The sequence below is a fragment of the Saccharopolyspora sp. 6V genome (assembly GCF_020176785.1).
GTDB classification, from domain to species: Bacteria; Actinomycetota; Actinomycetes; order Mycobacteriales; family Pseudonocardiaceae; genus Saccharopolyspora_C; species Saccharopolyspora_C gregorii.
In genome coordinates, this window is sequence record NZ_JAIUKB010000107.1 from 1 (window position 1) to 15,859 (window position 15,859).

Consider the following 15,859-nt stretch of genomic DNA (forward strand, 5'->3'; position numbering starts at 1 on the left):
GGTTCTTCGACGAGCCGGAGAGCGCCCGCGCCCAGGACTTCCTCAGCAAGATCCTCACCCACTGACCTCCCTCGCGTCGGGCCCCCCCCCCCCCGGGGGCGCCCGGGGGGGGGGGGGGGCGGGGACGAGGTGTGCGCCGAGGTCCGGTTGCCGGAACCGGCGCTCGCCGACGCCGCCACCTACGGGATGCACCCCGCGCTCGCCGACGCCGCCCTGCACGCCATCGCGCAGCTCGACGGGGTGCGCCGCGGCCTGCCGTTCACCTGGGACGGGGTGTCGCTGCACGCGACCGGCGCCACCGCGCTGCGGGTGCGGATCACCCCGGTCGAACCGGACGTGGTGTCGCTGGCCGTCGCCGACGAGACCGGCGCCCCCGTCGCCTCGATCGCCGCGCTGACGTTGCGCGAACCCGAGGACGCCGTCGACGCCGCCGGGCGCGACGCGCTGTTCCGGCTGGAGTGGACCCCGATCCGCGCGAGCGCGGGCGGGGTGAGCGCCACCGCCGCCGGGGCCGACCACTTCGGCGTCGGTGAAGCGCTGCGCGCCGCCGCCGTCCCCGCCGGGCAGGACGTGGTGCTGCTGCCCGTGCAACCCGCCGGGACCGGGCCCGAGGCCGCGCACGAGCTGGCCCGGGACGTGCTCGACACCGTGCAGCAGCACCTCGCCGCCGACGACCCGGCCCGGCTGGTGTTCGTCACCCGGGACGCCACCACCGGCGGCGATCCGGCCGCCGCCGCGGTGTGGGGCCTGGTGCGGACCGCCGAACGCGAGCACCCCGGCCGGTTCGGGCTGCTCGACCTCGACTCGGCGACCCCCGACCCGGACCTGCTCGCCCGGGCCGTCGCCGCCGCTGAACCGCAGCTGCGGATCCGCTGCGGAGTGCTCGCCGCCGCCCGCCTCGCGCGGCTGAGCGCCCCCACCGGGACCGCCCCCGGCTGGAACCCGGACCGGCCGGTGCTCATCACCGGCGGCACCGGCGGGCTCGGTGCCGCCGTCGCCAGGCACCTGGTGCGCGACCGCGGGGTGCGCAGGCTGCTGCTGGTCAGCAGGAGCGGCGGGGAGGCCGACGGCGTGGTGCCGCTGGTCGCCGAACTCACCGCGATGGACGCCGACGTGCAGGTCGCCGCCTGCGACGTCGCCGACCGCGAGCAGGTGGCGCGGCTGCTGGACCGGCACGAGGTGGGCGCCGTGGTGCACACCGCGGGCGTCCTCGACGACGGCGTGGTGGACGCGCTGGACCCGGAACGGCTGGCGGCGGTGCTGCGGCCGAAGGTGGACGCCGCCTGGCACCTGCACGAGCTCACCCACGACCTCGACGCGTTCGTGCTGTTCTCCTCGCTGGCGGGCACCTTCGGCTCGCCCGCGCAGGGCAACTACGCGGCGGCGAACGCCTTCCTCGACGCGCTCGCCCAGCACCGCCGCGCCGCCGGGCTGCCCGCGACCTCGCTGGCCTGGGGTCCGTGGGCGGCGGACGGCATGACCGGCGGGCTCAGCGACGCCGACCGGGAGCGGATGGCCCGCTCCGGGATGCCGCCGCTGCCGGTGGAGCAGGGGCTCGCCCTGTTCGACCTGGCGGTGGGCGCCGGTGAACCGGTGGTGCTCCCGGCGCGGCTGGACCTGCCCGCGCTGCGCGCCCGCGGCGACGTGCCGAGCGTGCTGCGCGGCCTCATCCGCACCCGCACCCGCCGGGCCGGAGCCGGGACCGGCGTGGCCCGCGCGCTCGGCGACCGGCTCGCCGCGCTGCCGGAGGCCGAGCGCGCCACCGCGCTGCTCGACCTGGTGCGCGGCCAGGTCGCCACCGTGCTCGGGCATTCCGGGGCGGCCGCCGTGGAGCCGCGGCGCGCCTTCCAGGAACTCGGCTTCGACTCGCTGACCGCAGTGGAGCTGCGCAACGGCATCAACGCGGCCACCGGGCTGCGGCTGCCCGCGACCGCCGTGTTCGACCACCCGAACGCCGAAGCGCTGGCCGGGTTCGTCGCCGAGGAGCTGTTCGGAGCCACCACCGCCGCCACCCCCGAGGAGGTGCTGCCGCCGGTCGTGGACGACCCGGTGGTGATCGTCGGCATGGCCTGCCGCTACCCGGGCGGGGTGTCCTCGCCGGAGGACCTGTGGCGGCTGGTGTCCGAGGGCGGTGACGCGACCTCCGACTTCCCGGCCGACCGCGGCTGGAACCTGGACGAGCTGTACCACCCGGACCCGGACCACCCCGGCACCTCCTACACCCGCCGCGGCGGATTCCTGCACCGCGCGGCCGAATTCGACCCCGGCTTCTTCGGGATGAGCCCGCGGGAGGCGCTGGCCACCGACTCGCAGCAGCGGCTGCTGCTGGAGGTGTCCTGGGAGGCCGTGGAACGTGCCGGCATCGACCCGACGTCGTTGCGCGGCAGCAGGACCGGCGTGTTCGCCGGGGTGATGTACAACGACTACGGCACGCTGCTGGCGGGCACCGAGTTCGAGGGCTACCAGGGCAGCGGCAGCGCGGGCAGCGTCGCCTCCGGCCGGGTGTCCTACACGTTCGGCTTCGAGGGCCCCGCCGTCACGGTGGACACCGCCTGCTCGTCCTCGCTGGTCGGGATGCACCTGGCCGCGCAGGCGCTGCGGGCGGGGGAATGCTCGCTGGCGCTGGCCGGAGGCGTCGCGGTGATGTCCACGCCGAGCACGTTCGTCGAGTTCTCCCGGCAGCGCGGCCTGTCCCCGGACGGGCGCTGCCGTTCGTTCTCCGCCGCGGCCGACGGCGTCGGCTGGTCGGAGGGCGTGGGCGTGCTGGTGCTGGAGCGGCTCTCCGACGCGCGCAGGAACGGGCACCGGGTGCTGGCGGTGCTGCGGGGCAGCGCGGTGAACCAGGACGGGGCGTCGAACGGGCTGACCGCGCCGAACGGGCCGTCGCAGCAGCGGGTGATCCGGCAGGCGCTCGCCAGCGCCGGACTGTCCACTTCGGACGTGGACGCGGTGGAGGCGCACGGCACCGGTACCTCGCTGGGCGACCCGATCGAGGCCCAAGCGCTGTTGGCCACCTACGGTCAGGGCCGCCAGATCCCGCTGTGGCTGGGATCCGTCAAGTCCAACCTCGGCCACGCCCAGGCCGCCGCCGGGGTCGCCGGGGTCATCAAGATGGTGCAGGCGATCCGGCACGGCGCCCTGCCCGCCACCCTGCACGCCGACGAGCCGTCCCCCCACGTGGACTGGGAGGACGGCGCGGTGGAACTGCTCACCGAGCGGCGCCGCTGGCCCGAGCACGACCGGCCGCGCCGCGCCGGGGTGTCCTCGTTCGGCATCAGCGGTACCAACGCCCACGTCATCCTGGAGCAGGCCGAACCGGAACCGGTGCCCGCCGACCGGCCCCGGCCCGCGATCGGTGCGGTGCCGTGGGTGCTGTCGGCGCGCGACGAACCGGCGCTGCGCGCGCAGGCCGCCCGGCTCGCCGAGCACCTGGACGTGATCCCGGGTGCCGATCCCGCCGACGTCGGTTACTCGCTGGCCACCGCCCGCACCGGGTTCGACCACCGCGCCGTGGTGTTCGCCGACGAACCCGTCGGAACCCTGGAGGCGCTGCGGGCCGTCGCCGAAGGCGGGCCCGAGGTGGTGCGGGGCCGGGTCGCCGACGGCGGGCTCGCCTTCCTGTTCGCCGGGCAGGGTGCGCAGCGGCTCGGGATGGGCCGTGAGCTGCACGCGCGGTTCCCGGTGTTCGCGGACGCGCTCGACGCGGTGTGCGCGGAGCTGGATCCGCGGCTGTCCCGCCCGTTGCGGGAGGTGATGTGGGGCGAGGACGCGGACCTGCTGAACCGCACCGAGTTCGCCCAGCCCGCGCTGTTCGCCGTCGAGGTGGCCCTGTTCCGGCTCGTCGAGTCCTGGGGCGTGCGCCCGGACCACGTCGCCGGGCACTCCCTCGGCGAGATCACCGCCGCGCACGCCGCGGGCGTGCTCTCGCTGCCCGACGCGGCCCGGCTCGTCGCCGCCCGCGGCCGGCTGATGCAGGCACTGCCCGCGGGCGGTGCGATGAGCGCGCTGCGGGCCGCCGAAGCCGAGGTGGCCCCGCTCGTCGAGGGGCGCGCGGACATCGGGATCGCCGCCGTCAACGGTCCCGGAGCGGTCGTGGTCTCCGGTGCCGACAGCGCCGTAGCCGAGGTCGAGCAGCGGTTCCCCGGTTCGACGCGGCTGCGCGTCTCGCACGCCTTCCACTCGCCGCTGATGGACCCGGTGCTCGCCGATTTCCGAGCCGTGGCGGCGGGGCTCACCTACCATCCGGCGACCATCCCCGTCGTGTCCGCGCTGACCGGGCGGCGGGACGAGGTGCGCGACCCCGAGCACTGGGTGCGGCACGTCCGCGAGGCGGTGCGCTTCGCCGACGCGGTGCGGGAACTGGTGACGCTGGGCGCGACGACGCTGCTGGACATCGGCCCGGACGGGTCGTTGGCCGTGCTCGCGCAGCACTCGTTGGACGCGACCGCCGTCGCCGTCCCGCTGGTGCGCAAGGACCGCGCCGAGACCGACGCGGTGCGCGCGGCGCTCGCCGAGCTGCACGTGCGCGGGGTGGAACCGGACTGGGCGGCGCTGCTGCCCGGCGCGCGGCAGGTGGAGCTGCCGACCTACGCGTTCCAGCACCGCCGGTACTGGCCGGAACCGGCCGCCGGGGGCGGTGACGTGCGCGCCGCCGGGCTCAGCTCGGCCGGGCACCCGCTGCTCGGCGCTGCCGTGGAACGCGCCGACGAGGACGGGTTCCTGTTCACCAGCAGGCTTTCCACCGGCAGCCACCCGTGGCTGGCCGAGCACGTGGTGCGCGGTGCGGTGCTGGTGCCGGGCACCGCGTTCGCGGAGTTGGCGCTGCGCGCCGGGGACGAGGCAGGCTGCGACCGGGTGGACGAGCTGACGCTGCTCGCGCCGCTGGTGCTGCCGGAGCGGGCGGCGGTCCGGGTGCAGGTGTGGGTCGGCGCCGACGAGGACGGGCGCCGCGGCGTGGAGGTGTACTCCCGCCCGGACGACGGCGCGGACCGCGACTGGACCCGGCACGCCACCGGCGTGCTCACCGGCGGCGGCGCCCGCGTCGAGCCGCCGACCGGCGTGGGCACGGCGATCGAGCTGGACGGGTTCCACGACGGACTCGCCGCGGCCGGTTTCGACTACGGTCCGGTGTTCCGCGGCCTGCGCGCCGCCTGGCGCGACGAGGACGCGGTGCTCGCCGAGGTGGAGCTGCCCGCGGAGACCGGCGTCGCCGGGTTCGGCCTGCACCCGGCGCTGCTGGACGCGGCCGTGCAGGCGGCGGCGCTGCTCGGCGAGCTGCCGGCCGGGGCGCTGCCGTTCACCTGGCGGGGCATGGCGCTGCACGCCACCGGCGCGCGGGCGCTGCGGGTGCGGATCGCCCGCACCGGCCCCGACGAGGTGTCGATCGCCGCCGTCGACCCGGCCGGGGCACCGGTGGTGTCGGTGGAATCGCTGGTGCTGCGCGCGGGCGCGGCGCGGCTGGCGGCCGCGCAGGACGGGCTGTACCGGCTGCGGTGGACCGAGGCCGAGCCCGGTGCCGCTGAGCCGTCGGTGGTGGTGCTGGGCTCCGCGGACTTCGCCGCCGAGCTGCGCGCCGCGGGCGTGGCCGCGCGGCACGTGCCCGAACCCGCCGACGTGCCCGAATCACCGGGCGTACCAGGAGAATCCGCCCTGGTGCTGGTCCCGCTCACCGGTGGCGCGGACGTCCCGCGATCGGTGCGCGAGCTCGCCGCCCGGGTGCTGGAGCTGCTGCGGGAGCCCGTGCTGCGCGACTCCCGGGTGGTGTTCGTGACCCGGGGCGCGGTGGCCCGCGACGGCGCCGAGGACGTGCGCGATCTCGCCGCCGCCGCGGTGCACGGCCTGGTCCGCGCGGCGCAGGCGGAGGACCCGGGCGCGGCGGTCGGACTGCTCGACCTCGACGACGACCCGGCCTCGCTGCGGGCGGCGGCCGAGTGGTCGCCCGAACCGCGCGTGCTGCGCGCGGGAGTCCCGCACGTCGGGCGGCTCGCCACCGGCACGGCCGGACCGGGCACGTCCTGGGCGTCCTGCGGCCGGGTGCTCATCACCGGCGGCACCGGTGGCCTCGGCGCCGCGGTGGCGCGGCACCTGGTGGCCGAGCACGGGGTGCGGGAGCTGCTGCTGGTCAGCCGCACCGGCCGCGCCGAGGAGCTCCGCGCCGAACTGTCCGAAGTGGATGTTCAGGTGGAGTCCTGCGACGTCGCCGACCGGGACGCGCTGGCCGCGCTGCTCGACCGGCATCCGGTGGGCGCGGTGGTGCACGCGGCCGGGGTGCTCGACGACGGGGTGCTGGACTCGCTCACCCCGGAGCGGTTCGACGCGGTGCTGCGGCCGAAGGTCGACGCGGCCTGGAACCTGCACGAACTGGCCGGGGACGTCGCCGAGTTCGTGCTGTTCTCCTCGCTGGCCGGCACGTTCGGCTCGGCCGGGCAGGCGAACTACGCGACGGCGAACGCGTTCCTCGACGCGCTGGCCGCGCACCGTCGCGCGGCCGGGCTGCCCGCGGTGTCCCTGGCCTGGGGCCCGTGGGTCGAGTCCGGCGGCATGGCGGGAACGCTGTCCGAAGTGGACCGGCGGCGCCTGGAGCGCTCCGGCATCCCGCCGCTGTCGCAGGAACGGGGGCTGGCCCTGTTCGACGCGGCGACCGGCGGTGACGAGGCGGTCGCGTTCCCGGTGCGGTTCGACTTCGCCGCGCTGCGCGGCGGGGAGGAACTGCCGGGGCTGCTGCGCGGCCTGGTCCGCGCGCCCGCGCGGCGTGCGGTGGCCGCCGGGTCGGCGACCCTGGTGCAGCGGCTCGCCGGGCTCGCCCCGGAGGAGCGCCACCGGCAGGTGCTGGAGCTGGTGCGCGGCCAGATCGCCGCGGTGCTCGGGCACGCCACCGCCGGGGAGGTGGACCCGCGACTGGCGTTCCAGGACCTCGGGTTCGACTCGCTGACCGCGGTGGAGCTGCGCAACCGGCTCGCCGCCGACACCGGGCTGCGGCTGCCCGCGACGCTGGTGTTCGACCACCCGACGGCGACCGCGCTGACCACCAGGCTGCTCGCCGAACTCCTCGGGGAGGAGGAGACCGCGCCGGCCGAGGTGCGGGCCCGCGCGGTCGACGGCGATCCGATCGTCATCGTCGGCATGGCCTGCCGCTATCCGGGCGGGGTGTCCTCGCCGGAGGACCTGTGGCGGCTGGTGTCCGAGGGCGGTGACGCGACCTCCGGCTTCCCGGAGAACCGCGGCTGGGACCTGGACGCCCTCCACGACCCGGACCCGGATGCCGCGGGCACGTCCTCGACGCGGCGCGGCGGCTTCCTGCACGGCGCCGCCGAGTTCGACCCGGCCTTCTTCGGCATGAGCCCGCGCGAGGCGCTCACCACGGACCCGCAGCAGCGGCTGCTGCTGGAGACTTCCTGGGAGGCCCTGGAACGCACCGGCATCGACCCGGTCTCGTTGCGCGGCAGCGATACCGGGGTGTTCGCCGGGGTGATGTACAACGACTACAGCGACACCTTGACCGGTGCGGAGCACGAGGGCTACCAGGGGCACGGCAGCGCGGGCAGCATCGCCTCCGGTCGGGTCGCCTACACCTTCGGGTTGGAGGGCCCGGCGGTCACGGTGGACACGGCCTGCTCGTCCTCGCTGGTGGCGATGCACTGGGCGGCGCAGGCGCTGCGGTCGGGGGAGTGCTCGCTGGCGCTGGCGGGTGGCGTGACGGTGATGTCCACCCCGGCGGCGTTCGTCGAGTTCTCCCGGCAGCGCGGACTGTCCGCGGACGGCCGGTGCAAGGCGTTCTCCGAGGACGCGGACGGGGTCGGCTGGGCCGAGGGCGTCGGGATGCTGGTGCTGGAGCGGCAGTCCGACGCCGAGCGGCACGGGCACCAGGTCCTCGCGGTGCTGCGCGGGAGCGCGGTGAACCAGGACGGGGCGTCGAACGGGCTCACCGCGCCGAACGGGCCGTCGCAGCAGCGGGTGATCCGGCAGGCGCTGACCAGCGCCGGTCTGTCCACTTCGGACGTGGACGTGGTGGAGGCGCACGGCACCGGAACCCGGCTGGGTGATCCGATCGAGGCGCAGGCGCTGCTGGCGACCTACGGGCAGGACCGGGAGATCCCGCTGTGGCTGGGATCCGTCAAGTCCAACCTCGGGCACACCCAGGCCGCCGCCGGTGTCGCGGGCGTGATCAAGATGGTGCAAGCCATGCGGCACGGCACCCTCCCGCGCACCTTGCACGCGACCAGCCCGTCGTCCGAAGTGGACTGGACGGCCGGATCCGTCCGGCTGCTCACCGAACCCGCCGACTGGCCGGAGACCGGGCGGCCGCGCCGCGCCGCGATCTCCTCGTTCGGCATCAGCGGCACCAACGTGCACACCATCCTCGAACAGCCCGCCACCGCGCCGCCGCCGGAGCGTGACCTCCCGGCCGGCCCGGTGCCGCTGGTGCTGTCCGCGAAGACCCCGGAGGCGCTGCGCACCCAAGCCGGCCGCCTCGCCGACCACCTCGACGACGCCGCCGCCGAACCGGCGGACCTGGCGTTCTCGCTGGCCACCGGCCGGTCCCGGTTCGACCGGCTGGCCGCGGTGCTGGCCGCGGACGGTCCGTCGGCGGCCCGGTCTCTGCGCGCCCTCGCGGCCGGGACGCCCGACGCCGCCACCGTCGAGGGACGCGCCGGTCGCGGCGGGCTCGCCGTGCTGTTCACCGGCCAGGGCGCGCAACGCCTCGGCACCGGCCGCGAGCTGCACGCCCGGTTCCCGGTGTTCGCGGACGCGCTCGACGCGGTGTGCGCGGAACTCGACCCGCACCTGCCGCGCCCGCTGCGGGAGGTGCTGTGGGGTGAGGACGCGGACCTGCTGCACCGCACCGAGTTCGCGCAGCCCGCGCTGTTCGCCGTGGAAGTGGCGCTGTTCCGGCTGCTGGAATCCTGGGGCGTGCGCCCGGACCACCTCGCGGGGCACTCCATCGGGGAGATCACCGCGGCGCACGTCGCCGGCGTGCTCGACCTGCCGGACGCGGCCGCGCTGGTCGCCGCCCGCGGTGGCCTGATGCAGGCGCTGCCCGCCGGCGGCGCGATGACCGCCGTGCAGGCCGCCGAGGACGAGGTGCTGCCGCTGCTGGCGGGCCGCGAGCGCGAACTGGGCGTCGCCGCCGTCAACGGCCCCGGATCGGTGGTGCTCTCCGGCACCGCCGACGCCGTCACCGAGGTCGCCGCGCACTTCCGGCGGCTCGGCCGCACCACCACCGAGCTGCGGGTGTCGCACGCCTTCCACTCGCCGCTGATGGACCCGGTGCTCGACGAGTTCCGCGCGGTCGCGGCAGGGCTGACCTACCGCAGCCCCCAGCTCCCGATCACCTCCACCAGCGGGGATCCCGGGGACTTCGGTGCCGAGCACTGGGTGCGGCACCTGCGCGCGCCCGTCCGATTCGCCGACGCCGTCCAGGACCTGGCCGACCGGGGCGCCACCGCGTTCCTCGAACTCGGGCCGGACGCGGTGCTCACCGCCCTCGCCCGGGACACCGCCCCCGAACACGCGGTGCTGATCCCCGCGCTGCGCGCCGGGCACCCCGAGGAACCGGCGGTGCTGACCGCGCTCGCCCGGCTGCGGATGCACGGCACCGAACCGGACTGGCGGGCGGTGCTGCCCGGGGCGCGGCGCGTCGACCTGCCCACCTACCCGTTCCAGCACCAGGAGTTCTGGCCGGACACCCCGCCCGCACCGGCCGGGGACGTCGCCGCCGCCGGACTCCGCGCCGCCGGGCACCCGCTGCTCGGGGCCGCCGTGGAGCTCGCCGAGGCGGGGACCGCGCTGTTCACCGGCACGCTGTCCCGCCGCAGCCACCCGTGGCTGGCCGAGCACGTGGTGCGCGGCACCGCGCTGGTGCCCGGCACCGCGCTGCTGGAGCTGGCGCTGCGCGCGGGGGAGGAGACCGGCTGCGACCGCGTCGAGGAGCTCACCCTCACCGCACCGCTGGTGCTGCCCGCGCGCGGCGGTGTGCAGGTGCAGGTCGCGGCCGCCACCCCGGACGCGGACGGCCACCGCGCGCTCACCGTGCACGCCCGCGAGGACGGCGAGCCGGAATGGCGGCTGCACGCGACCGGCTCGCTCGCCCCGGCCACCGGCGAACCGGCCGAGCTCGGTGCCTGGCCGCCGCCCGGGGCGGAACCGCTCGACGTGGCCGACTGCTACCAGCGGTTCGCCGACCTCGGCTTCGACTACGGACCGGTGTTCCGGGGGCTGCGCGCGGCCTGGCGCGACGCGGACGCGGTGTTCGCCGAGGTCGCCCTGCCCGCCGAGGTGGACGTCGCGGGCTACGGCCTGCACCCGGCGCTGCTGGACGCGGCGCTGCACGCGGCGATCCGCACCGGCTCCGGCGACGGCGAGCTCCCCTTCGAGTGGCGCGGCGTCACCGCGCACGCCACCGGCGCCCGCGCGCTGCGGGTGCGGCTGACCCGCGACGGGGAGGCGCTGCGCCTCGCCCTGACCGACCCGGCCGGGGCGCCCGTCGCGACCGTCGAAGCGCTGCGCACCCGGGAAGCCGCACCGGGGCGGCGAGGCATCGGCCGGGACTCGCTGTTCCGCCGCGACTGGGCCGAACCCGCCACCACCGGTGCGCCCGCCGAGGTCCCGGCGCTGGCCGGACCCGACCCGTTCGGACTGGCCGAGCTGTTCCGCGCAGCCGGACGGCCTGCCGAGAACCACGAGCGCCCCGGCGACGCGGCCGGGACGGTGCTGTGCTCGCTGGACGGCGGCGACGAGCCCGCCGCAGCGCACGCCCGCACCCGGCAGGTCCTCGACCTGGTGCGGGAGCACCTCGCCGCCGAGCGCGCCGGGACGCTCGTGTTCGTCACCCGCGAAGCCGACCTCGCGGCCGCTGCCGCGGCCGGGCTGGTGCGCACCGCCGCCACCGAACACCCCGGCCGGTTCGCGCTGCTCGACCTCGGCACCGGAACGGTCACCGCGGACGCGGTGCTGCGGGCGCTGGCCGTCGGCGAACCGCACGTGTCCCTCGTGGACGGTGCACCGCGCGTGCCGCGGCTGGTGCGGGCCGAACCGGCCGAGCCGGTCGGCTGGGACGCGACCGGCACCGTGCTCATCACGGGCGGCACCGGCGGACTCGGCCGCGTGCTGGCCCGGCACCTCGCCGGTCGAGGGGTGCGGCACCTGCTGCTGGCGAGCAGGCGCGGACCCGACGCCGAGGGGGCCGCCGAGCTGGTCGCCGAACTGGCCGAACTCGGCGCGCACGCCGAACTCGCCGCCTGCGACCTCGCGGACCGGGCCGCCGTGGACGCGCTGCTCGCCGGGATCCCGGCGGACCGGCCGCTGCGCGCGGTGCTGCACGCGGCGGGCGTGCTCGACGACGGGACGCTCGACTCGCTCACCCCGGACCGGCTGGACGCGGTGCTGCGGCCGAAGGTCGACGCCGCCTGGCACCTGCACGAGGCCACCCGCGACCACGAGCTCATCGCGTTCGCCCTGTTCTCCTCGGTGGCCGGGATGGTCGGCACCGCCGGTCAGGGCAACTACGCGGCCGCGAACTCCTACCTCGACGCGCTGGCCCGGTACCGCCGGGAACGGGGCTTGCCCGCCGTCTCGATGGCGTGGGGCGCGTGGGAGAACGGCATGGCCGGGGCGCTCGACGAGCGGGACACCGCGCGGCTGGCCCGCGTCGGAACCCCGCCGCTGGGCGAAGAACTCGGCCTCGCCCTGTTCGACGCGGCGCTCGCCGCGGACGACCCGGTGCCCGCGCCGGTGCGGCTCGACCTGGCCGCGCTGCGCGCCCAGGACGACCCGGCGCCGTTGCTGCGCGGCCTGCTGCGCACCCCGGCGCGGCGGACCGCGAGCACCGGCGAGGACCTGGCCGCGGCGCTCGCCGCCCAGACCGGACCGCAGCGCCGCGACACCCTGCTGGAACTGGTGCGCACCCACGCCGCCCAGGTCCTCGGGCACGCCGACGCGGCGGGCATCGAACCGCACGACGAGTTCAAGGGCCTCGGCTTCGACTCGCTCACCGCCGTCGAGTACCGCAACCGGATGGGCGCGGTGACCGGACTGCGGCTGCCCGCCACCCTGCTGTTCGACCACCCGACCCCGGCGGAGCTCGTCGAGCACCTGCTCGGCGAACTCGCCCCGGAACGCGGTGGGGCGGCGGCGCTGCTGGCCGAACTGGACCGGCTGCACCGGGCCTTCGACGGGCTCGACGTGGACGAGGAGCTGCACGAGCAGGTCACCGGACGGCTCGACGTGCTGCGCAGCAAGTGGAGTGCGCTGCGCGGTGGGGAGACCTCCGAGGAGTTCAGCTTCGACGAGGCCAGCGACGAGGACATCTTCCACATGCTCGACGACGAGCTGTCTTGAGGGGGTCTGTCGAACTCGTTCTGCGTTGGGGGCGGGTGGCGGAACCTCAGCGCCCTCCTCGCTGCGGGATCGTTTTCACCGGTGGCTCCGCCACAGGAGAAAACGCTGTCCTCGCGAGGAGAACGCTGAGAACCCGCTGGTGGTCCTGTTGATCGGGTGGTCGGCGGCTCAGCGGCTTCGCCGCTGACAGGAAGACGACGAGATCGGGGTGGGAGGTCCGCTGTCGGGTGGCCCGGTTGCTTCGCTGCGGGGTTGTTCTCCCGTGCCTCGGTGGTTGCACTGCGAGGACGCCGCTTCGGTGCGGGAGCTGCTGGAGAGCTGCCGGGTGTCGAGCGCTCTGGTGGCCACGAGGGGTGCCGGCGGAGCGGAGTCGGGGGTTGGCCTGCGCGGGTCTTGGGGCCTGCATAGGGCGGATCTACGAGCATTCGGAAGCGTGACGGCGACGTTTCCGCTCGGAGCCGGAGATCGGCGGTGGCCGTCCGCTGGTATGACACAGCATCGTCCGGTGCCGTGCCCGGGAATCCGGCGTCGTGCCGGGGAATGCGGTGCCGAGACTCGTCGAACCGGGATCCCGGTCGGGCCGGATCGCCGGCCCCCGGATCAGAGCGGGCGGCGGAAGCCGCGGACCGCGATGGCGGCGCTGGCGAGGGTGACCAGGACGCTGATCAGCAGCGACGGCACCACCAGCTGCCCGCCGTCGGCCAGGTCCAGCGCCACCGCGCGGGAGGCGTCCACCGCGTAGGTGAGCGGGTTCAACCGCGCCACGACCTCCAGCCAGTCCGGCAGCTGCTCGATCGGCACGAACGCGCTGGAGATGAACATCAGCGGCACCATCACCAGCACGCTGATGTTCTGCATCGGCTCGGTGCGCCGCATGCAGGCGCCCATCGCGAGGAACGCCCAGCTCAACGCGCTGCCCACGGCCAGCGTCAGCAGCGCGGACAGCACCATGCCGACGAACCCGCCGCGCGGCGCGTAGCCGAGCAGCCCGACGGCCAGCGCTAAGATCATCACCAGCTGCACCGCGGTGCGCACGAAGTCGGAGGTGCTGCGCGCCAGCAGCAGCGAACTCGGCATGATCGGCAGCGACCGCAGCCGCGCCACGATGCCGTTGCGCAGGTCCTCCACCAGCCCGACCCCGGTCTGCGAGGACGTCTGCACCACGTGGTTCACCAGCACCGCGGGCATCAGGAAGTCCAGGTACTCGGTGCCGGGCGGCAGCCCGCCGGCCAGCGGCAGGTTCCCGAAGATCTGGGTGAACACGAACAGCGTCATCACCGGCTGGATCAGCCCGACCAGCACCAGCCCGGGATCGGTGAGGAACGCGCGCAGCGAACGGCCGGTCAGCACCACCACCTGGGTGACCGCGGAACTGCCGTTCCAGCGGGGCGTTGCGCAGCCGGTGATCGTGGTGGTCATGCTCGCTCCACAGCGGTCGGGGAGGGGGGCGCGTCGCGCGCGTGCCGGGCGAGCGCCAGGTACACGTCGTCCAAGGTCGGTTCGCCGAAGGCCAGCTCGGCCGCCTCGATCCCGGCTTCGTCGAGCACCCGGACCACCACGGCCGTCTCCCGGGACTCCTCGATCGGCGTGACGATGGCGGTGCCGTCCTGCGCGACCGACGGGGCGAAACCGGCACGCCGCAGCGCCGCGCAGCCGGTCTCCGCGGCGGAACCGGGGCCGAGCACGACGGTGACGGTGCGCGTGCCGACCTGCGCCTTGAGCTCCGCGGCCGACCCGGAGGCGACGACGGTTCCGGCGGAGAGCACGGTGATGGTGTCGGCGAGCCGGTCCGCCTCGTCGAGGTACTGGGTGGTCAGCAGCACCGTGGTGCCCTCCGCGACGAGGCGTTCCACGATGTCCCACATCGCCATCCGGCTCGACGGGTCCAGTCCGGTCGTCGGCTCGTCCAGGAAGATCACTTCGGGGTTGCCGACGAGGCAGGCCGCCAGGTCCAGGCGCCGCCGCATCCCGCCGGAGTAGGTGCCCGCGCGCCGACCCGCGGCGTCGGTGAGGTCGAAGGCCTCCAGCAGTTCCGCGGCCCGCGCGCGGGCACGGCCTCCGTCGGCGCCGAGCAGCCGGGCCAGCATCACGAGGTTGTCCCGGCCGCTCATCTGCTCGTCCACCGAGGCGAACTGGCCGGTGAGGCCGATGCGCTTGCGCACCTCCCGCGGCTGCTCGGCGACGTCGAAGCCGGCGACCCTGGCCACCCCGGACGTCGCGGGCAGCATCGCGGTCAGCACGTTCACCAGCGTCGTCTTGCCCGCGCCGTTGTGCCCGAGCAGCCCGAGCACCGAGCCGCGCGGCACGCTCAAGGTCACCGAATCCAGCGCGGGCACCGCGCCGAAGGACTTGCCGACGCCGATCGCCTCGATCATCGGAGTCCCGGCGCCGACGGCACCGCGGTCGGGCCGCTCGCCGGGTGCCGTTGGCAGCACGGTCATGCGTGGCTCCCCCGCAACTGGTTCGTCGTGTGCCCCGGGGGACGTGCTCGCGTCTCCCCAGGATCCGCGAGCCGAGCATGCGGTACCGGCCCACGCCGGGCCAACGGCTAGCACCGAAACACTCGTGCGACGACTAGAACAGGCCGCGCCCCGGGTTCCGGCGGGCCGGATTCCGCGCCATCTCTAGGGATTCGCCCACCGGGCCGGGACGTAGCTTGGCGGCGCCCGTCGAGCGAAAGGGAAACGCGCATGCGAGTGCTGTTCGCGGTGTCCGCCTGGCCGGGGCACTACTTCCCGCTGGTCCCGCTGGGCTGGGCGCTGCGCGCCGCGGGCCACGACGTGCGGGTGCTGTGCGCGGAGTCCGAAGTGGACCCGGTCTCGCGGGCGGGTCTGACCCCGGTCCCGGTGTTGCGCGGGCTCGACCTGCTGCTCGGCGCGCGGCTGATCAACCTGCTCGGCGCGCACCGGGGGAACTGGCCGTACCCGGCGCCGCCGCTGCACCCGCGGACGGGCGAACCGCTGGACCTGGCGTCCTTCGACTTCGGCGCCTGGCACGAGGAGCTGCGGCCGGTGCTGCTGGAGCACGCCACCCGCAGCACCGACGCCGCCGTCTCCTACGCCCGGGACTGGCGCCCCGACCTGGTCGTGCACGACCTGATGAGCGTGGAGGGCCCGCTGGTCGCGAAGGTGGCCGGGGTTCCCGACGTCCTGCAGCTGTGGGGACCGGTCGGCACCGGCGACGACTACAGCCCCGTCGGCGGCGGTGCACCGGAACCCGCGGTGCCGGTGGACACCAGCGGCGCCTTCGCCCGCTACGGCGTCGGCGAGATGGGTTTCCACCACGTGGACCACGTGCTGGACCCGTGTCCGGCGCAGCTCTGCCCGAACGGGCCCGAACCCCGCATCCCGTCCCGCTACGTCCCGTACAACGGTCCCGGCTCGGCGCCCCTGGACGTGCCGCCGCGCGGCGGCCGGCCGCGGGGGGGGGGGGGGGGGGGGCGGGCGGGGGCCCCCCCCGGGGGGGCGGCGGGGCACAAGATGCCGGAGGGGGTGGGGGCCGCGCCCGGGCGGGGGTGTGGGGG

2 protein-coding genes and 2 pseudogenes are annotated in these 15,859 nt (G+C 76.0%); 2 read left to right on the forward strand and 2 right to left on the reverse strand.

Features of this window, described 5'->3' with window-relative positions:
• Nucleotides 1–129: 129 nt before the first annotated feature.
• Nucleotides 130–12,336 (forward strand): annotated as a pseudogene (locus LCD35_RS20690) (SDR family NAD(P)-dependent oxidoreductase); the annotation flags it as partial.
• 600 nt (nt 12,337–12,936) lie between these two features.
• Here LCD35_RS20690 and LCD35_RS20695 read toward each other — a convergent pair.
• Complete coding sequence (locus LCD35_RS20695) at nt 12,937–13,755, reverse strand: ABC transporter permease (protein ID WP_224968942.1); 819 nt, start codon at nt 13,753–13,755, stop codon at nt 12,937–12,939.
• Entirely contained in the window at nt 13,752–14,777 is a 1,026-nt protein-coding gene (locus LCD35_RS20700; protein ID WP_308016933.1) for an ATP-binding cassette domain-containing protein, read from the reverse strand. Before LCD35_RS20700 ends, LCD35_RS20695 begins: the two co-directional genes overlap by 4 nt.
• 249 nt (nt 14,778–15,026) lie before the next feature.
• Between LCD35_RS20700 and LCD35_RS30795 the strand changes: the two are divergent.
• Nucleotides 15,027–15,859: pseudogene (locus LCD35_RS30795) on the forward strand (hypothetical protein); the annotation flags it as partial.

Excerpts from the sequence above, each read along its gene's own strand:
- LCD35_RS20695 (WP_224968942.1), bottom strand. The coding sequence starts at position 13,755 with ATGACCACCACGATCACCGGCTGCGCAACGCCCCGCTGGAACGGCAGT.
- LCD35_RS20700 (WP_308016933.1), bottom strand. The coding sequence starts at position 14,777 with ATGACCGTGCTGCCAACGGCACCCGGCGAGCGGCCCGACCGCGGTGCC.